An 18,617-nucleotide genomic window follows, 5' to 3' on the forward strand; every position below is an offset into this window, starting at 1 on the left:
GAAGTGAATCCCAGGGCGGTATGGTGTTGGTATGAGCAAGCAGATCACTGTGCGGTTGCCGGATGAGCTGGTCGACTTCATGGACCAACTCGTGGCCACCGACAAGGCGACGAGCCGGGCGTCCGTGGTCGCCCGGGCGATGGAGCGCGAGCGCCGGCGGGAGCTCGCCGCCCGCGACCTCGCCATCCTGACCGAGCACGGCGACTACCCGGATCTCGAAGGCCTCGCCCCCGCGGCCGCCGGCACTGTGCTCGCTGACCTCGACTGATGCGTCCGCTCCACATCGCCCGGCTGGACAAGCCGAGGCCGGTCGTGGTCCTGACCCGCGAGCTGATCCGTCCACGCCTCACCAACGTGACGGTCGCCCCGATCACCAGCACCATCCGCGGTCTGTCCACCGAAGTCCTGGTCGGCCCGGACAACGGCCTCGATCACCCGAGCGCCATCTCCTGCGACAACATCCAGACCATCCCGAAGGCCCAACTCGGCCGCCTGATCGGCTACCTCCACCCCGACCAGGAGCCAGCCCTCGCCGAAGCCATCAACCTCGCCTTCGACCTGGAGTTCTAACCCAGCTTGGAGACGTCCCGTACGGCGCCCTTGTCGGCGCTGGTCGCCATCGCGGCGTACGCGCGGAGTGCCTGGGACACCTTGCGGTCGCGGGCGCGAGGGGCGTAGACGCCGCCGAGGGCCTCGCGGCGCGCGGTCAGCTCGGCCTCGTCCACCAGCAGCTCGATCGAGCGGCCCGGGATGTCGATCTTGATCTGGTCGCCGTCCTGGACGAGTGCGATCGCGCCGCCGGAGGCCGCCTCAGGTGAGGCGTGACCGATCGAGAGGCCCGACGTACCGCCGGAGAAGCGGCCGTCGGTGACCAATGCGCACACCTTGCCCAGGCCGCGGCCCTTCAGGAACGACGTCGGGTAGAGCATCTCCTGCATGCCCGGCCCGCCCTTGGGTCCCTCGTAACGGATCACCACGACATCACCCGGCTGGACCTGCTTCGCCAGGATCTTCTCGACCGCTTCCTCCTGCGACTCGCACACCACCGCAGGACCCTGGAAGGTCCAAATCGACTCGTCCACACCGGCCGTCTTCACGACGCAGCCGTCGACGGCCAGATTGCCCTTCAGTACGGCGAGTCCGCCGTCCTTGGAGTACGCGTGCTCCAGATCGCGGATGCAGCCACCAGCTGCGTCCGTGTCCAGCGTCTCCCACCGCTCCGACTGCGAGAACGCGGTCGCCGAGCGCTTGCAGCCCGGCGCCGCGTGCCACAGCTCGACGGCCTCCGGCGACGGCGAGCCGCCGCGCAGGTCCCACGTCTTCAGCCACTCGTCGATCGAGTCGCTGTGCACGGTGTGGATGTTCTCGTTCAGCAGTCCGGCCCGGTGCAGCTCGCCGAGGATCGCCGGGATGCCGCCGGCCCGGTGCACGTCCTCCATGTAGTACGTCCCGCCCGGCGCGACGTTCGGCGCGACCTTCGCCAGGCACGGCACCCGGCGCGACACCGCGTTGATGTCGTCCAGGTCGAACTCGACCTCCGCCTCCTGCGCGGCCGCGAGCAGGTGCAGGATCGTGTTCGTCGACCCGCCCATCGCGATGTCCAGCGCCATCGCGTTCCCGAACGCCTCGCGGGAGGCGATGTTGCGCGGAAGCACGGTCGCGTCGTCGTTGTCGTAGTACCGCTTGGTGATCTGTACGACGGTCTCGCCGGCCTTCTCGTACAGCGCCTTGCGCGCGGTGTGCGTGGCCAGCACCGAGCCGTTGCCCGGCAGCGACAGGCCGATCGCCTCGGTCAGGCAGTTCATCGAGTTCGCGGTGAACATGCCCGAGCACGAGCCGCAGGTCGGGCAGGCGTTCTCCTCGATCCGCAGGATGTCGGCGTCGGAGACGTTCTCGTTGACGGCCTCGGACATCGCGTCGATCAGGTCGAGCTTGCGGACGGTGCCGTCGACCAGCGTGGCCCGGCCGGCCTCCATCGGGCCGCCGGAGACGAACACGGTCGGGATGTTCAGCCGGAGGGCGGCGTTCAGCATGCCCGGGGTGATCTTGTCGCAGTTCGAGATGCACACCAGGGCGTCGGCGCAGTGCGCCTCGACCATGTACTCGACCGAGTCGGCGATCAGGTCCCGGGACGGCAGGCTGTAGAGCATGCCGCCGTGGCCCATCGCGATCCCGTCGTCGACGGCGATCGTGTTGAACTCGCGCGCGATCCCGCCGGCCGCGTGGATCGCCTCGGACACGATCCGGCCGACCGGCGCGAGGTGGGTGTGGCCGGGGACGAACTCGGTGAAGCTGTTCGCCACCGCGATGATCGGCTTGCCGAAGTCCTCGCGGGCTACCCCGGAGGCCTGCATGAGCGCGCGGGCGCCCGCCATGTTGCGGCCGTGGGTGACGGTACGGGACCTCAGAGCGGGCACGACGACATCTCCTTGCTACGTAGACGACCTGTCCGATGGTGCCACGCCCGTCCGGATGGCGGTACGCGGGTCCCGGATTCTGGAGCAGGTGATTCTGTCCACGGCCGCATCTAGCCTGAGGACATGGCGGGCTTGGAGCACCACACGCGACCGGTGCACCCGGCCCTGCGCCCGTACGTCGGCGACCTCAGCGGCTACGCGTACGACGGTGATCCGCCAACCCTCCATCGCGGACTCCCGTCCCGGCACCTGACGCTCGTGATCACCTTGGACGAGCCACTCGGAGTCGCCTGGCCCGGCTCACCCGTCGAGAAGTTCGACGCGCTCGTCGGGGGTCTGCACTCGACCGCTGTCCACGTCGGTGCGACACCCAGCCGGGCCGGTGTGCAGCTGTCACTCACCCCGGCCGCCGCCCGTGTCCTGCTCGGCCTGCCGCCGGTCGAGCTCGCGTCCACAGTGGTCGGGCTCGACGACGTACTCGGGCGGCCGGCTCGCGCGCTCATCGATCAACTGCGGGAGGCGCCGAGCTGGGATGCGCGCTTCGACCTGCTCGAGGGACTGTTCCTGGAGCGATGGGCCGGCGATGCCCCCAAGGTGCGCCCGGAGCTCGGCTGGGCCTGGCAGCGACTGTGCGAGCGTGGCGGGGCGATCGCCGTACAGGAGCTGGCGGCCGAGGTCGGATGGAGCCGCCGGCACCTGACGGATCGGTTCACCGCGGAGTTCGGCCTGGCGCCGAAGGTGGCCGCGCGGGTGCTGCGGTTCGAGCGCACGGTCGGCCGGTTGCGACGGCGGCCGGAGATCCGGCTCGCCGACCTGTCCGCCCATTTCGGGTACGCCGACCAGGCGCATCTGACCCGGGAGTTCCGGGCGATCGCCGGCTGCTCGCCGCGGCAGTGGATGGCCGAGGAACTCCCAAACGTTCAAGACTTCGTCCCGGCCTGGGCCGCAGAGTCGGAGGCATGAACAGCATGACTGAACAGAAAGCAGTGATCGGGGTCTGGCCTGGGCTCCACTACCGAGACGGTCAGGCCGCGCTGAAGTTCCTCACCGAGGGCCTCGGCTTCACACTGGTCGCGTCGTACCCCGGCGTGGCCGAGGGATCGATCGCGCACTCCGAGCTGACCTGGCCGTTCGGTGGCGGCATCATGATGGGTTCGGCCGACGCCAAGTCCGCGCCGGACGAGTTCACGGCGCTGGCCGACCGGACCCAGTCGATCTATCTCGTCCACGACGACCCGGACAGCCTGATCGGCCGCGTGATCGGCGCCGGCGCGGTCGTCGTCCGCGGGCTGCAGGACGAGGATTACGGCTCGCGCGGCTTCACCGTCAAGGACCACGAGGGCAATCTGTGGAGCGTCGGGACCTATCGCGGCGAAGTCGCGCAGTAATCCACAGGTTTGCCTTCCGCGCCCAGCATCGCCGGGGCGTTCTCACTAGACTCGCGGGGTGACCGAGACAACCGGGCTGCCCGTTTCCGAAGCTGTCGATGTGCTGCGCCGGGTCTTCGGGTACGACGCCTTCCGCGGTGAGCAGGCCGAGATCATCGACACGGTCGTCGCCGGTGGCGACGCGCTGGTGCTGATGCCGACCGGCGGCGGGAAGTCACTGTGCTACCAGATCCCGGCGCTGGTTCGATCCGGTGTCGGAGTGGTGATCTCGCCACTGATCGCGTTGATGCAGGACCAGGTCGACGCGTTGACGGCGCTCGGCGTCCGGGCCGGCTTCCTGAACTCCACACAGGACTTCGAGCAGCGGCGCGAGGTCGAGCAGGCGTTCCTGGCCGGCGAGTTGGACCTGCTCTACCTCGCTCCCGAGCGGCTCCGGGTCGAGGCGACAGTCCGGCTGCTCGACCAGGGCAAGATCGCGCTGTTCGCGATCGACGAGGCGCACTGTGTCTCGCAGTGGGGCCACGACTTCCGGCCCGACTACCTGATGCTGTCCGAGTTGCACGAGCGCTGGCCCGACGTACCGCGGATCGCGCTGACCGCGACGGCGACCGAGGCGACGCACCAGGAGATCGCGACCCGGCTGAAGCTGGGCGACGCGAAGCACTTCGTCGCGAGCTTCGACCGGCCCAACATCCAGTACCGCATCGTCTCGAAGGACAACCCGCAGCGGCAACTGCTCGACCTGCTGCGGACCGAGCACGCCGGGGACGCCGGCATCGTCTACTGCCTGTCCCGCAACAGCGTCGAGAAAACAGCGGCTTTCCTCACGCAGAACGGGATCGAAGCCCTGCCGTACCACGCCGGCCTGGACAGCCGGACCCGCGCCGCGAACCAGGCCCGGTTCCTCCGCGAGGACGGCCTGGTGGTGGTCGCGACGATCGCGTTCGGGATGGGGATCGACAAGCCCGACGTACGGTTCGTCGCGCATCTCGATCTGCCGAAGTCGGTCGAGGGCTACTACCAGGAGACCGGCCGCGCCGGGCGGGACGGGCTGCCGTCGACGGCGTGGCTTGCCTATGGGCTGCAGGACGTCGTCCAGCAGCGGAAGATGATCGACACGTCCGAAGGTGATCTCGCGCATCGTCGCCGGCTCAGCGCACACCTCGACGCGATGCTCGCGTTGTGCGAGACCGTGCAGTGCCGCCGGTCGCAACTGCTCGCGTACTTCGGTCAGCACGGCGACACGTGTGGGAACTGCGACACCTGCCTGACGCCGCCGGAGTCGTGGGACGGGACGATCGCGGCGCAGAAGTTGCTGTCGACGGTGTATCGGCTGCAGCACGAGCGCGGCCAGAAGTTCGGCGCCGGTCAGCTGATCGACATCCTGCTCGGCAAGGAGACGGAGAAGGTCAGGCAGTTCCGGCACGATCAGCTGTCCGTGTTCGGGATCGGGATCGAGCTCAAGGACACCGAGTGGCGCGGCGTGATCCGGCAACTGCTGGCGCTGCGCCTGCTCGCGGTCGAAGGCGACTACGGCACGCTCGTGCTCACCGAGGAGAGCGGCGAGGTTCTCGGCCGGCGTCGCGAGGTGATGATGCGGCGCGAGCCCGAGCGAACGCGGTCGAAGTCGAGGTCTTCCGGTGCGAAGAAGGCCGCGGCCGACCTGGCGCCCGAGGCCGCACCGGTCTTCGAGCGGTTGCGGGCGTGGCGTGCCGGTGTCGCCAAGGAGCAGGGCGTTCCGGCGTACGTGATCTTCCACGACGCGACGCTGCGGCAGATCGCCACCGACCTCCCCGGCACCCTGGCCGAGCTCGGCACGATCAGCGGCATCGGCGAGAACAAACTGGCCAAGTACGGCGAGGGCGTCCTGGAGGCACTCGCCGAGCCGGAGTGAAATCCGTCGCGGGTGATGTCGAGTCTGCTCCGGCGCCTTCGACGCGATGGTAGGAAGCGCGGGCAGGCCGTGCTTCACGGAGTGAAGGAGCAGGCTGATGGCTGCATCGGTGTTGTTGATGTCGATGTCCGTCGACGGGTACATCGCGGGTCCGAACGACGCCCCGGGGAACCCGGGCGGCGACGGCTTCATGCGGTTGCACGAGTGGTACAAGACCGCGGACGGCGACTTCGGTCGGCCGGACGGACCGGCCGCTGACATCTGGGACGAACTGAACGCGACCGGCGCGGTGCTGGTCGGGCGGCGGACCGCGGAGCAGGTGGACTGGTACGGCGGTGACCACCACGGGGTGCCGATCTTCGTGCTGAGCCGTCAGCCGGCGCCGGAGGCGGCGCAGAAGTACGAGACGGTGACGTTCGTGAGCGACGTCGAGAGCGCGATGGCCCAGGCGAAGGCCGCGGCCGGGGACAAGGACGTTCTGGTCCACGGTGCCTACACCGCGCAGAAGGCCCTCGAAGCCGGCGTCCTGGACGAACTACAGATCGACCAGGTCCCGGTCCTGTTCGGCCACGGCATGCGCCTGTTCGACGTACTTCCGAACCAGATCGAGTTGGAGGTAGCGCGGGTGATCGACACGCCAGCCGCCACCCACATCCGCTACCGGGTCCGCCACTGAGCCTGACCCTCCGGCCCCGTTCAGTTGAGCAGGGGCTGGAGGGCCTTGGTCAGGTCTTGCACCATCGTGCCGATATTTCTGCTGCCGTCGGCAACCATCAGGGCGACCGAGACCTTCTTCGCCGGGACCACGACCATCACGCTCGTGTGGTCGGGATTGTTACCGCCATGACCGAACGCCGCGCCGATGTCGAGGATATTCCCGAACAGCTCCGTTCCCAGCCCGTTGGGCCCGTCGCCTTTGGTCATCTCGCTGACCAGGTCGGCCGGTAGCACGCGAGCGCCGTACAACTGGTATCCCCAGCGTGCGACCGTCGGTGCGTCGGCGGCAAGTCCACCCGCCGCCGCGACCGCGCTCGCGAACGCGCGGCACGGAAGGTAGCCGTCCGGCTCGCCGCAGGACTCGTTGTGGTCCACGACGGCCGGAGGCTGCGGCTTCTCCCCGTCCTGGAAGGCGGCATGCTTCAGCCCAGCCGGCGTGGCCAGGTCGCGACGGAGCCGACCGGCGAGCGGCTCGCCGGTAACCTTCTCGATCAGCAGGCCCAGCAGCTGATAGCTGGCATTGCTGTAACCGGAGTCGCTGCCCGGCGCCCCGATCCTCGCAGTGTGGTACGACAGCGTCTGCTCAAGCGTCCAATGCCTGCCCGGCGCCGCTGCGATCGCCTTGTCCAGCTCGCGGTAGTCGTCGCCGCCGAAGTCCGGAACACCGGAGGTCATCGACAGATGCTGCCGGACTGTCGCGTTGTTCGCGGTCAGCTTGTGCGGCACGTACGTCGAGATCGGCTTGTCCAGGTCGACCTTGCCCGCCTTGGCGAGCAGCATCACCTCGGCCGCGACGAACGTCATCGTGATGTCCCCGGCAGCCATGGCCGTCTCCGGACGCAACGGCGTGCCGCGGATGTCGGTCCCGGCCGCGCCCGCCCAGGTCCAGCGATCGGTAACGACCGCAGCGGTCGCACCTCGCGAGCCTGTTTGAGCGTCGGGGGATGCGATCACCATGTCGACCACGTTCTGTAAGGCCTTCGCCTTCGCCGGGTCGAGTGTCCCGGTCCCCGGCTCCGGGAAGGCCTGCGCCGACGCAGGCGTGGTCGGCGTTGGCGCCGGACTCTCTCCCCCACCAGAACATCCCACCACCAGCGCAAACACCAGGAGGGCGGTTGCGCTCCACCTCATTCTTCGATGATGCCACTGTGCGGGCCGGATGGCGCCCACTCGACCGCGGCCGCGACGTCGGCGAAGTCGTGGAGGAGGCGGGAGCGGCGGGTGGCTGTCCAGGCCAGGGCGACCTTGTTGGTGGTGAGGTCGTTCACGGGTACGACGGAGACGTCGGGGCGCTGGTAGTAGGTGGCGACCGATAGCGGGATGATCGATACTCCGCGGCCGGCCGCGACGTGTTCGAGTTTCTCTTCGACGCTGCGGTAGGTGGGGACCGGCTTCGGGTGGCCGAGGCGGAGTTCGAGTGCGATGTCGCGCCATTCCGGTACGGCGTCGGGGTCCTGCAGGAGGTGTTCGTCGGCGAGGTCGGTGATCTCGATCATCGGCTTGCCGGCCAGGCGGTGGTTCGACGGGAGCATCGCGACCCGGGGCTCCTCGAACAACGGTCGGATGCTCAGCCCCTGCTGGTCGATCGGGAGGCGCACGATGCTGACGTCGGCGCGGCCGTCGTGCAGGACGTCCACCTGGTCGTCCCAGGTCGTCCGGATCACGTCGACCTCGACATCGGGATGCGCGGCGGCGAAGGCCCGGACGACCTGTGTCACGGTGATGCCGGGCATGAAGCCGACGGTGAACGTCTTCGGTCCCCGCGCCGCCTGAGCCACCCGCCGACGCACGGCGTCGGCCGAGGCGAGCAGGGGCCGTGCGTCGTCGAGCAACTGACGACCGGCTGGAGTCAGCTCGGTGGATCGCTTGGTGCGGACGAACAGCTGGGCCCTGAGCTCGTCCTCGAGCGCGCGGATCTGCCGGGACAGCACCGGCTGGGCGATGTGCAACCGCTCCGCCGCCCGGCCGAAATGCAGTTCCTCGGCGACAGCGACGAAGTACCTGAGCTTGCGGAGGTCGACGTCCATAATACCTTCAGGGTATGACAGCGGCCGGAACAGGTCTTGGACCGGGACCGCTCGGGACGCGCATCGTGGAAGGGAATCCCCACCACGAAAGGCAGTTCCATGACTTTGCAGGATCAGCGCGTCGTCCTCCTCGGCGGTACGTCGGGGATCGGCCTCGCGACCGCCGGCCTCGCCGCCGCCCAGGGTGCGACCGTGATCGTTGCCTCCAGCAACCACGAGTCCGTGAAGCGCGCGCTGGACACCCTCCCCGCGACCGCAACCGGCCAGGCCGTCGACCTCACGGATCCCGTGGCGGTCAAGGCCTTCTTCGACGGCCTCGACGCGTTCGACCACCTCGTCTACACCGCGGGTGAGTCGCTCACTCTCCTCGACATCGCAGCGATGGACCTGGACCAGGCCCGAAAGGCGTTCGAGCTCCGCTACTTCGGTGCGCTGGGTGCCGTCAGCGCCGCCGCGTCGAAGATCCGCCCGGGTGGTTCCGTCGTCCTGACGAGCGGTGCCGCAGGCGACCGTCCGAACCCGGGCTGGTCGGTGGCGGCCAGTATCTGCGGAGCGGTCGACTCCCTCGTCCGCGCACTCGCGGTGGAGCTGGCACCGCTGCGCGTCAACGCGGTCAAGCCCGGCGTGGTCCGCTCGCCACTGTGGTCGAACCTGTCCGTCGAGGACCAGCAGACGCTGTACGACGAGACGTCGCGGCTGCTGCCGGTCGGCCGGGTCGGCGAGGTCACGGACATCGCCGAGGCCTACGTCTACCTGATGAACCAGGGCTACGCGACGGGCACGATCCTCACGGTCGACGGCGGCCACGTCCTCGTCTGACACGGCAGACTGAAGACATGGCACGCATTCTCGTCACCGGATCCGCCGACGGCCTGGGGCACCTGGCCGCCTCCGAGCTCATCGATCAAGGGCACGACGTCGTACTCCACGCCCGCAACCAGGCCCGGGCCGCCGACGCTACAGCCGCCCTGCCGAAGGCCTCGGGCGTGCTGATCGGCGACCTCGCGAGTATCGCGGAGACGCGCGAACTGGCCCGGCAGGCGAACGAGTCGGGGCGGTTCGACGTGGTGATCCACAACGCGGCCGTCGGCTACCAGGAACCGCGGATCGAGACGGTCGACGGGCTCGAGCACGTGTTCGCGGTCAACGCCTTGGCGCCGTACGTGCTGACCGCCCTGATCGATCGGCCGGACCGGCTGGTCTATCTGAGCTCCGGCATGCACGAGGGCGGCGACGTCGTCCTCGATGATCTGCAGTGGACCCGACGGCGATGGCGCGGAGCGCAGGCGTACTCGGACTCGAAGCTGTACGACGTGATCCTGGCCTTCGCGGTAGCCCGGTTGTGGCCCGAGGTCCGATCGAATGCTGTGGATCCGGGCTGGGTTCCGACCAGGATGGGTGGCCGGGGTGCGCCCGGTGACCTGAGCCAAGGTCACTTGACGCAGGTCTGGCTGGCCACCGCGCCGAGCACACCGAGCGGCGGGTACTACTACCACCTGCAGCCTCACCGGACGCACCCGGCCGCCTCGGATCCCGAGGTGCAGGCGGCCTTCCTGGACGCCTGCGCCTCGCTCACCGGGATCACGATGCCGGGTCATTCCTGAGACACGTAGAGCCTGTTCCCGTCCTGGTCGCGGAGGCTGAACATCGGCGGAACACCCGGCCATTCGAGCAGTTCGCCGGTGTCGACCCCTTCGGCGAGGAAGTGCTTGTGCGCCGCCGGCGCGTCCGGGCTCGACAGCCGGATGCCGGTGTCGACGCCGGCCGGATTCTCCTCCGAGGCCGGCACCAGGGCGATGCTCGCAGCGGCACCGGCCGGCGCGACCACGATCCACCGGCCGCCGAACTGCGGCAGCGGTGCGTCCATCAACAGCTCGAAGCCCAGCGTCTCGGTGTAGAACGTGACCGCCCGATCCTGATCGGTGACCGGTACGCCGACGGTCCGAATGCCGGTGAAGTGGTTCATCTTGGTTCTCCTCCTGGGTGAAAAGGTGCTTTCACCCAGGAGGTAGAAGCCATCCGGCCGATTTCGACATCACCGGCCGAAGAAGTCCTACTTCGCGACGACTCGCAGGGAGAACTCCGCCTGGCCGTCGCCCGTGGAGCGGGCCACGAAACCGCCGGAGCGGAGGGCGGCCAGGTCCTTGTCGGAGCTGAACCGCGGGCTGAGCGAGCTCGCCGCCTCGAAGTCGACGTACCCGACCGTCACCGCGCCCTTGGTGTCGGGCAGGGCCTGCTTGAAGTTCTCGGACTGGCCGAGGTTGCCGCCCTTGAGCACCTGCTCGGCGTAGTCCTTGTCGGTGGCGAGGACGAGCGTGTCGTCGTCCTTGGCCGTCTCGATCGGGATGTTGGCCGAACTCCGCTCGTGCAGCAGGGTGGTCAGCTTCTCCACCACCGGCTCGGCCTTGGCCGGGTCGGTCTCCATCCGGGCCGCGATCTTCGGGCCGTTCGCGCTGTCCTTGTCGATCGCGACCGCGAGGTTCTTGCCCAGCAGGCTCTTCAGGTCGTCCGGCAGCGTCAGGCCGGTCTCCTCGGTGATCTGCTCGGTGAGCTGCTTGATGTTGCCGTTGGACGCCTTGTCCATCTGCTGCCACATCGTGTCGACCAGGTTCTCGCCGCCCGACACCGCGACCGCGCCGGCCGTGCTGTCCGGCAGCTTGGTGATCAGGTCACCGGCGTCGGCCGAGTTCACCTTGATGCTCTTGTCGCCCTGGGCGATGCCCTTCAGTTCGACGTACGACGCGTCGAACCGTAGCGCGGCGGCCATGCTCGCTTCGCCGATCCCACCGAGCGCCGCGGAGTCGACCTTGCCGGAGATCGAGGCGATGCCCTTCATGTCGGCCCAGGCGGACATGAAGCCCTGCTCTCCGAGCTTGTCCATGTCCGAGCTGAACTTGGCGTTCTTGTCCAGCGGGTTGTCCTTGGCGGTGGCGACGGCCTTGTCGACCGTGGCCTGGTCGTCGCCGAGCAGCACGTAACCGTTGCTGAACGCGCGACCCGGCTTCTTGTCCTCGTTCGCCATCAGCTTGTCCAGGCCCTTGGTGGCCTCGCCCTCGTTCTTCACCTGGACCGCGAGCACGACGACCGGGTCGTCCTTGCCGTCGGCGGGTGGGAGCGCGGCGACGCCGGCGCGTTCACCGAGCCACGGCTTGATGTCCTTGTCGTAGTCGACATCGGCCAGGTCGTTGCCGGCGTACTTCTTGATCTGCTCGAACAGCTTCTGCCGGAGGTCGTCCTTCTCACCGGTCAGGCCGAGCTTGTCCTTGACCGACGGGAACTTCAGCAGGAAGCGGATCGCGGCGACCTTCTGGCCGGCCGACGGGTTCAGGTCGACCCGGGCGTAGGCGACGGCGGTGCCCGGCAGCACGGCGGACGGTTGGTCGCCGCCCTTGAGCTTGCCGTAGGCAAAGATTCCGCCACCCGCGACCACGAGCACCATGGCCAGCGCCGCGATCAGCGGGATCACCTTGCCGCGCTTCTTCTTCGGCTCCGGCTGCCACTGCGGCTGCCCGTAGCCAGGCCCCTGCGGCGGCTGCCCACCAACGTGCAGCTGCTCGTACGTCGCCTGCCCACCGGCCGGTCCGTACGGCGCCTGACCCGGCTGCCCGTACTGCGGCGCACCCTGGCCGTACTGCGGACCTCCCTGGCCGTACTGCGGACCTCCCTGGCCGTACTGCGGTCCACCGTGCGGCTGCTGCGGTCCGCCGTACGGCTGACCCTGCTGCGGCGGGCGCTGCTGGTATGCGGGCTGCTGCGGGCCGGGCTGCGGCGGGTACTGCTGCCGGCCGGGCTGGGGCCACAGGTTCTGGCCTTGACCCTGCGGCGGGCCGTACGGGTTCTGGGGGTTCTGCGGACCGCCGGCACCCGGGTACTGCGGGGTGGGCGGGGTGTTCTGGTCGGACATATGCTCCCTCGCTGGCCGGTGGCCTCACCCACCGGACTGGCAAAGGCTATTGCACCGGTGGTGCAGGCTCTGACGCGGCAGGTTGCGATGTGGTTGCAACCGGCTCGCTGCGCCAGGTGGTGGCAGCGAGGATGGCGCACGCCAGCGCGGCACCGATCAGCCAGGCCGCGGCGGGAGTCCAGGTGTGCAGTTCGAGCGGCGCCGAGATCAGATCACCGGGCTTGGCCGCCTGCAGACGCGGCTGCAGCGGATCGTGGCCGAGCAGCATGCCGACGCCCCAGGAGATGCCGGAGCCCAGGCACGCGCCCAGCGTCACGATCGCGACCGACCACGGTCCGTAGTTCCGGAGCCACCAGAAGAGCGCACCACCGAGCACGAGCGCGGCCAGGAACCCGATCGCGGTGAACGTGCCATCCGGACCGAAGATCCGCGTCATCTGCTCCTCCCCCAGCGCTCCACCGTTCTCGTCCACGGTGTACTGCGCCAGCGGCGAGAACTGCTGCCAGGCCCACCCGGCCACCACACCGGCGGCCAGGAACACCACGACGGTCACGACGATCGCCTTCGCCCACGGCATCTCCGGCTCCGGCTGTGCCGGCGTACCCCAGGGCAGACCTGCAGGCGGCGGAGAGTACGGCGACGAAGGCTGCGCCGGGTGCGGTTGAGTCACCTCGACAGTGTGACGCATCGAATCCAGCGACGATCAGCTGGCCAGGCAGGACGGGCCGAGCAGCGCCTTCAGGTCCGCCATCAGCGACGCGGTCGGAGTGACCCGGAACCGGTCGCCGATCCGCATCACCGTCGTCTTCTGCCGCGCCTGCAGCCGGAGCTGGACCTCGGTCATCCCCGGGTGCGACTGCAGCACGTCCCGGAGTTGCTCGACGACCGGCGGCGTACACCGGTTGACCGCCATGGTGATCACCACCGGACCGCTCGGGCCCTCGGTCAGGTCCGGCACGATCACCTCGGAGCCGCTCAGCTCGACCCGGTCCTCGCGACGACGCAGCCGCCCCTTCATCAAGATGATCGCGTCGTTGCTCAGCAGGTGCGCGTGCAGCTGGTACGCCGAGGAGAACATCATCACCTCGATCGAACCTTCGAGGTCCTCGATGGTGACGATCGCGTAGATGTCGCCGCGCTTGTTCACCTTCCGCTGGACCGCGGTGACCAGGCCGCCGATCGTCACCTGGGTGCCGTCCGGCCGGTCCTCGTCGGCGAGCAACTGACCGATCGTGCAGTCGCTGCCGTTGGTGAGCACGTGCTCGACGCCGAACAGCGGGTGGTCGGACACGTAGAGACCGAGCATGTCGCGTTCGTGCGCGAGCTTGGTCGCCTTGTCCCACTCCTCGATCTCAGGAACGGTGACGGTGAGCCGGCTGTTGCCCTCGCCCTCGTCCGCGTCGTCGCCCATCGAGAACAGGTCGAACTGGCCGTGCGCCTCGTTCCGCTTCAGGTCGATCGCTTCGTCGACGGCCTGCTCGTGCACCGCGACGACCGCGCGCCGGGCGTGGTTCATCGAGTCGAACGAACCGGCCTTGGCCAGCGACTCGATCACTCGCTTGTTGCAGACCGGCAGCGACACCTTGTCGATGAAGTCGACGAAGTCGGTGAACCGGCCCTTCTCCTCGCGGGCCGCGACGATCTCGGCCACCACGTTCACGCCGACGTTGCGGATCGCGGACAGGCCGAAGCGGATGTCGGTGCCGACCGGGGTGAAGTTCGAGTCCGACTCGTTGACGTCGGGCGGCAGCACCTTGATGCCCATCCGGCGGCACTCGTTCAGATAGATGGCCATCTTGTCCTTGTCGTCCTTCACGGACGTCAGGACGGCGGCCATGTACTCCGCCGGATAGTTGGCCTTCAGGTACGCCGTCCAGTACGAAACCAGGCCGTACGCCGCGGAGTGCGCCTTGTTGAACGCGTAGTCGGAGAACGGGACCAGGACGTCCCACAGCGCCTTGATCGACTGGTCGGAGAAGCCGTTCGCCTTCATGCCCTCGGAGAAGCCGACGTACTCCGCGTCCAGCACCTCGCGCTTCTTCTTGCCCATCGCCCGGCGGAGCAGGTCCGCTTTACCAAGCGTGTAGCCGGCGAGCTGCTGGGCGATCGCCATCACCTGCTCCTGGTAGACGATCAGACCGTAGGTCGTCCCCAGGATCGGTTCGAGCGCGACGGCGAGTTCGTCGTGCGGGTAGCTGATCTCCTGCTGCTTGTTCTTGCGCAGGGCGTAGTTGGTGTGGCTGTTCGCGCCCATCGGACCGGGCCGGTAGAGCGCGCCGACGGCGGAGATGTCCTCGAAGTTGTCCGGCTTCATCAGCCGCAGCAGCGCCCGCATCGGGCCGCCGTCGAACTGGAACACGCCGAGCGTGTCACCGCGGCCGAGCAGCTCGAAGGTGGGACCGTCGTCCAGGCTCTTGGCCAGCTCGTCCAGGTCCAGCGTGATGCCGCGGCTGGCCTCGACGTTCTTGACCGCGTCGTCCATGATCGTCAGGTTGCGCAGACCCAGGAAGTCCATCTTGACCAGGCCGAGCGTCTCGCAGCTCGGGTAGTCGAACTGGGTGATGACCTGGCCGTCCTGCTCGCGCCGCATGATCGGGATCAACTCGATCAGCGGCTCGCTGGACATGATCACGCCGGCCGCGTGCACACCCCACTGGCGCTTCAGGTTCTCCAGGCCGCGGGCGGTGTCGACGATCTTGCGGACGTCCTGGTCGGACTCGTACAGCTGCCGGAACTCGCCCGCCTCGGAGTACCGCTTGTGCTGCGAGTCGAAGATGCCGGACAGCGGGATGTCCTTGCCCATCACCGCCGGCGGCATCGCCTTGGTGATCCGGTCGCCCATCGCGAACGGGTAGTCCAGCACCCGGCCGGCGTCCTTGATCGCCTGCTTGGCCTTGATCGTGCCGTAGGTGACGATCATCGCGACCCGGTCGTCGCCGTACTTCTCGGTGACGTAGCGGATCACCTCGGGGCGGCGGCGGTCGTCGAAGTCGATGTCGAAGTCGGGCATCGACATGCGTTCCGGGTTCAGGAAGCGCTCGAAGATCAGGCCGTGCTGGAGCGGGTCCAGGTCGGTGATCCGCATCGCGTACGCGCACATCGAACCGGCGCCGGAACCACGGCCCGGACCGACCCGGATACCGTGCTCCTTGGCCCAGTTGATGAAGTCCGCGACGACCAGGAAGTAGCCCGCGTAGCCCTTCGAGGTGATGACCTCGATCTCGTACTCGGCCTGCTTGCGGACGTGGTCCGGGACGCCGCCGGGATAGCGCTTGTGCAGGCCGGTCTCGACCTCGGCGACGAACCAGGACTCCTCGTTGTGGCCGTCCGGGCAGGGGAACCGCGGCATGAACCGGCCCTCGCCCTCGGTGAAGCTGACGTCGCACTGCTCGGCGATCAGCAGCGTGTTGTCACACGCCTCCGGCAGGTCCTTCCACACCTCGCGCATCTCGGCCGCGGTCTTGACGTAGAACTCGTTCGCGTCGAACTTGAACCGGTTCGGGTCGGACAGCGTCGAGCCGGACTGGACGCACAGCAGCGCGGCGTGCGCGGTCGAGTCCTCGGGCTTGGTGTAGTGCAGGTCGTTGGTCGCGACCAGCGGGAGGTCGAGCTCACGGGCCAGCTTGAGCAGGTCCTTCTGGATGTCGCGCTCGATGCCGAGGCCGTGGTCCATCAGCTCGCAGTAGTAGTTCTCCCGGCCGAAGATGTCGCGGAACTCCGCGGCCGCCTCGACGGCCTCCTTGTACTGCCCGAGGCGGAGCCGGGTCTGCACCTCGCCGGACGGGCAGCCGGTGGTCGCGATCAGGCCCTGGCCGTACGTGTTCAGCAGCTCGCGGTCCATCCGGGGCTTGAAGTAGTAGCCCTCGAGGCTGGCCAGCGAGCTCATCTTGAAGAGGTTGTGCATGCCGGAGGTGTTCTTCGCCAGCAGCGTCATGTGGGTGTACGCACCCGAGCCGGAGACGTCGTCGCGGCCCGAGTTCGCATCGCCCCACTTGACCCGCTTCCGCTCGCTGCGGTGGGTGTGCGGGGTCAGGTACGCCTCGACGCCGATGATCGGCTTGACGTCGTACTTCTTCGCGGTCTTCCAGAACTCGTAGGCCCCGAAGACGTAGCCGTGGTCGGTGGTCGCGATCGCCGGCATGCCCATTTCCTGGGCTGTCTTGAACAACTCGTCGATCCGCGCGGCGCCGTCCAGCATCGAGTACTCGGTGTGCACATGCAGGTGCACGAAACTATCGCTGGACGCCATGTCGACGCGGACCTCCCAGGGCGTGTGTGAGCGGGACTGAGCCAGCCTAAACGGCGCCATGGACAGTCTCTCAACCGCCGCTCCGACCAGTCCCACGGCCGCCCGATATCCGGTCGTGGACCAGACCACGATCACACCAGTTGCCGTGCCCCGCCGGCCGCGGCAACTGGCCGGCGAGGCAGGCCCCCCATCCTCTCCAGCCGGAGGGATTCGGAGCGGATGGAGCGGCCGACCTGGCGTCGAGCAGGGGTCTCAAGGACGCCAGGTCAGCCGGCTTACGCACCGTCTGGCAGGAGGGTCCAGACGGTACTGTTCGGGGGTAGCTTCTCGCCCGCTTCAGGGTCGCTGGCGATCAGCAGGGCGCCGTCGACCGGATTGCACACCGGTCGCGACGAACAGTTGACGACGCAGCCGAGTCCGTCGCCGCGAGTGAACGCGAGTACGCCGGGCTCCGTCGGCAGCCATCGGAAGTCGCCGGATGCGAGCGCCGGGATCCGGTGCCGCAGTGCCAGCGCCTCGCGATAGAGATGCAGCATCGAGTCGCCACTGCCCAGCAACAGGTCCGCCGCGTGTTCCGCGAACCAGTCCGGTTGCGGTAGCCACGTCGTACCCCGAGTGCCGTCCGGTGAGAACCCGAAGGAGTTGTGTGCTGCTGTCCACGGTAGCGGTACCCGACAACCGTCCCGTCCGCGCCGGACGCCACCACTGCGGTGGAACATCGGATCGGTCAGCACATTCTCCGGCAGATCCGTGACCTCGGGCAGTCCCAGCTCCTCGCCTTGGTAGAGGTACGCAGACCCCGGCAGCGCCAGCATCAGCAGTGCCGCCGCCCGCGCCCGGGCCAGGCCGAGGTCGAGATCGCCGGGCCCGGCACCTGGTGCTCCGCCGGCGTACCGGGTGACCGACCTCGGCATGTCGTGGTTGTTCAGCACCCAGGCGACGGAGGATCCGGACCCGGCGATCGTCTCGAGGCCACGGTCGATCACGTCGTGCAGCGCCCGGTCGTCCCAGTCGGCGCGGAGGAACTCGAAGAAGAAGGTCTGATGCAGCTCATCCGGACGCTGGTACTGCGCGAGCTGCTCGGTGTCCAGCAGGCCGACCTCGCCGACCAGCACCCGCTCGCGGCCGGTCCGCCGGGTGTATTCCTCCGCGATCGCTCGCCAGCTGCGCCAGACATCGTGCACCTCGGGCTGGTTCCAGGCGTGCGGGTTGACCGGGTCGCCCGTGAGCTCGTCGTGCCCGGCGTGCTCGTGGTCCGGCAGGCCGTCAGCCTTGTGCAGCCCGTGTGCGACGTCGATCCTCAGCCCGTCCACGCCACGGTCGAGCCAGAAGCGCAGTACCTCCTCGAAGTACGACGAGACGTCTGGATGCCGCCAGTTGAAGTCGGGCTGCTCGGCCGCGAACGTGTGCAGGAACCACTGGCCGTCCGGCACCTGCTGCCACGCCGAGCCACCGAAGATCGACCGCCAGTTGTTCGGCGGTTCCTGGCCCTGGCCTTCAACGAAGTGAAAGCGGGCCCGTTCCGGGGTCCCGGGTCCGGCGGCGAGGGCCTCGAGGAACCAGGGGTGCGCGATCGAGCAGTGGTTCGGTACGACGTCGACGAGCACCTTCAGGTCGAGCCGGTGGGCGTCCCGGATCAGCCGGTCGAACGATTCGAGCGTCCCGTACTCCGGATGGACGCCGCGGTAGTCGGAGACGTCGTACCCGTGGTCGTGCTGCGGGGACGGGTAGAACGGGTTGAGCCACAGGGCGTCGACACCGAGGCTGCGCAGGTACGGCAATCGGGCGCGGACGCCGTCGAGGTCGCCGATGCCGTCACCGTCGGAGTCGGCGAAGCTACGGACGTAGACCTGGTAGACGACCGCGGTCTGCCACCACTCGCGGGCGCTGCCCGGCAGGGGTGGGCAGCACACTTCGGCTGACATCGAGGTACCTCGGCAACGTGGGGGGAGGGGCAACGTTGTCAGCCACGATCCCGGCCGGACGGCGTACGGGCATCGGGACACCTACGGATATCGCTA

At 68.4% G+C, this 18,617-nt stretch carries 16 protein-coding genes; 8 read left to right on the forward strand and 8 right to left on the reverse strand.

What is annotated here, in order from left to right; all coding sequences use genetic code 11:
• The first annotated feature begins 31 nt into the window (after nucleotides 1–31).
• Together OG876_RS39030 and OG876_RS39035 are read left to right on the forward strand one after the other, a co-directional pair.
• The gene (locus tag OG876_RS39030; protein ID WP_328521753.1) at nucleotides 32–268 is read left to right on the forward strand and encodes a ribbon-helix-helix domain-containing protein; all 237 of its coding nucleotides are present in this window, start codon (nucleotides 32–34) and stop codon (nucleotides 266–268) included.
• Nucleotides 268–570 carry a type II toxin-antitoxin system PemK/MazF family toxin gene (locus OG876_RS39035; protein ID WP_131288663.1) on the forward strand — a complete coding sequence of 101 codons (303 nt, stop codon included), beginning with the start codon at nucleotides 268–270 and terminating at the stop codon, nucleotides 568–570. The genes OG876_RS39030 and OG876_RS39035 overlap by 1 nt, the downstream gene beginning before the upstream one ends.
• Here the strand turns inward: OG876_RS39035 and ilvD are convergent.
• Nucleotides 567–2,417, reverse strand: a complete 1,851-nt coding sequence (gene ilvD, locus OG876_RS39040) for a dihydroxy-acid dehydratase (protein WP_328521754.1) — start codon at nucleotides 2,415–2,417, stop codon at nucleotides 567–569. The two genes, OG876_RS39035 and ilvD, sit on opposite strands and share 4 nt — an antisense overlap.
• A gap of 123 nt (nucleotides 2,418–2,540) precedes the next feature.
• On the opposite strand from ilvD, the gene OG876_RS39045 reads away from it, so the two are divergent.
• The 4 genes from OG876_RS39045 (at nucleotide 2,541) to OG876_RS39060 (ending at nucleotide 6,375) form a co-directional block, all read left to right on the forward strand.
• Nucleotides 2,541–3,380, forward strand: a complete 840-nt coding sequence (locus OG876_RS39045; protein ID WP_328521755.1) for an AraC family transcriptional regulator — start codon at nucleotides 2,541–2,543, stop codon at nucleotides 3,378–3,380.
• Nucleotides 3,377–3,805 (forward strand): VOC family protein, encoded by a 429-nt coding sequence (locus tag OG876_RS39050; RefSeq protein ID WP_328521756.1) that lies wholly within the window; start codon nucleotides 3,377–3,379, stop codon nucleotides 3,803–3,805. Before OG876_RS39045 ends, OG876_RS39050 begins: the two co-directional genes overlap by 4 nt.
• A gap of 58 nt (nucleotides 3,806–3,863) precedes the next feature.
• The gene (recQ, locus tag OG876_RS39055; RefSeq protein ID WP_328521757.1) at nucleotides 3,864–5,699 is read left to right on the forward strand and encodes a DNA helicase RecQ; all 1,836 of its coding nucleotides are present in this window, start codon (nucleotides 3,864–3,866) and stop codon (nucleotides 5,697–5,699) included.
• 97 nt (nucleotides 5,700–5,796) lie between these two features.
• The gene (locus OG876_RS39060) at nucleotides 5,797–6,375 is read left to right on the forward strand and encodes a dihydrofolate reductase family protein (protein ID WP_328521758.1); all 579 of its coding nucleotides are present in this window, start codon (nucleotides 5,797–5,799) and stop codon (nucleotides 6,373–6,375) included.
• A gap of 20 nt (nucleotides 6,376–6,395) precedes the next feature.
• Here the strand turns inward: OG876_RS39060 and OG876_RS39065 are convergent, their stop codons facing one another.
• Both OG876_RS39065 and OG876_RS39070 read right to left on the reverse strand, forming a co-directional pair.
• Entirely contained in the window at nucleotides 6,396–7,547 is a 1,152-nt protein-coding gene (locus tag OG876_RS39065; protein WP_328521759.1) for a serine hydrolase domain-containing protein, read from the reverse strand.
• Nucleotides 7,544–8,443, reverse strand: a complete 900-nt coding sequence (locus OG876_RS39070) for a LysR family transcriptional regulator (protein WP_328521760.1) — start codon at nucleotides 8,441–8,443, stop codon at nucleotides 7,544–7,546. Before OG876_RS39070 ends, OG876_RS39065 begins: the two co-directional genes overlap by 4 nt.
• A 99-nt stretch (nucleotides 8,444–8,542) precedes the next feature.
• Here OG876_RS39070 and OG876_RS39075 point away from each other — a divergent pair, with 99 nt between their 5' ends.
• Nucleotides 8,543–9,262 (forward strand): SDR family oxidoreductase, encoded by a 720-nt coding sequence (locus OG876_RS39075; protein ID WP_328521761.1) that lies wholly within the window; start codon nucleotides 8,543–8,545, stop codon nucleotides 9,260–9,262.
• 17 nt (nucleotides 9,263–9,279) lie between these two features.
• Entirely contained in the window at nucleotides 9,280–10,047 is a 768-nt protein-coding gene (locus tag OG876_RS39080) for an SDR family NAD(P)-dependent oxidoreductase (protein ID WP_328521762.1), read from the forward strand.
• Here OG876_RS39080 and OG876_RS39085 read toward each other — a convergent pair.
• From OG876_RS39085 to OG876_RS39105, 5 genes are all read right to left on the reverse strand, one after another.
• Complete coding sequence (locus OG876_RS39085; protein WP_328521763.1) at nucleotides 10,038–10,409, reverse strand: VOC family protein; 372 nt, start codon at nucleotides 10,407–10,409, stop codon at nucleotides 10,038–10,040. The genes OG876_RS39080 and OG876_RS39085 overlap by 10 nt on opposite strands.
• A gap of 87 nt (nucleotides 10,410–10,496) precedes the next feature.
• On the reverse strand, nucleotides 10,497–12,347 hold the full coding sequence (locus OG876_RS39090) for a DUF3352 domain-containing protein (protein ID WP_328521764.1): 1,851 nt from the start codon (nucleotides 12,345–12,347) through the stop codon (nucleotides 10,497–10,499).
• A gap of 46 nt (nucleotides 12,348–12,393) precedes the next feature.
• Nucleotides 12,394–13,017: a hypothetical protein gene (locus tag OG876_RS39095; protein WP_328521765.1), complete on the reverse strand. Its 624-nt coding sequence runs from the start codon at nucleotides 13,015–13,017 to the stop codon at nucleotides 12,394–12,396.
• Nucleotides 13,018–13,050: 33 nt separating this feature from the next.
• On the reverse strand, nucleotides 13,051–16,596 hold the full coding sequence (gene dnaE / locus OG876_RS39100) for a DNA polymerase III subunit alpha (RefSeq protein WP_328521766.1): 3,546 nt from the start codon (nucleotides 16,594–16,596) through the stop codon (nucleotides 13,051–13,053).
• A gap of 275 nt (nucleotides 16,597–16,871) precedes the next feature.
• On the reverse strand, nucleotides 16,872–18,521 hold the full coding sequence (locus tag OG876_RS39105) for a glycoside hydrolase family 13 protein (protein ID WP_328521767.1): 1,650 nt from the start codon (nucleotides 18,519–18,521) through the stop codon (nucleotides 16,872–16,874).
• Nucleotides 18,522–18,617 lie beyond the last annotated feature (96 nt).

The organism is Kribbella sp. NBC_00359, assembly GCF_036097425.1.
Classification (GTDB): Bacteria; Actinomycetota; Actinomycetes; order Propionibacteriales; family Kribbellaceae; genus Kribbella.